Source organism: Crenobacter sp. CS_VA4 (assembly GCF_055597485.1).
Genome location: NZ_JBVMAE010000187.1, coordinates 1 through 242, shown reverse-complemented (window position 1 = coordinate 242; position 242 = coordinate 1). Strand labels below are relative to the sequence as shown.

General features: G+C 36.0%; 1 protein-coding gene. It reads right to left on the bottom strand.

What is annotated here, in order from left to right; genetic code table 11:
• Nucleotides 1-226, bottom strand: a 226-nt coding sequence (locus ACZ2IA_RS23240) for a hypothetical protein (protein WP_470294940.1), incomplete at its 3' end; no start/stop codon positions are given.
• Nucleotides 227-242: the final 16 nt, after the last annotated feature.

The following is a 242-nucleotide window of genomic DNA, read 5'->3' as shown; positions in this document are numbered from 1 at the left end:
AAATCAATGAAATCCCCAATAGGAAACGCGGGATATCCAGTAATTTCATAAAGCCTAATGATTTTAACCACTGTGTTAGCCCTGATTCACGCCAATCAATGTAGTCTGTATAAGCGCTTAAAACAGGTTTTAAAATCATTGCACCATCAATAATAATCAGTAAAGAAAGTAATACCCTGATTGATAAGGATGATTTCAGAAAAGCCACAAATGAGTTGTCTAACATGAGTTGCTCTCACCCT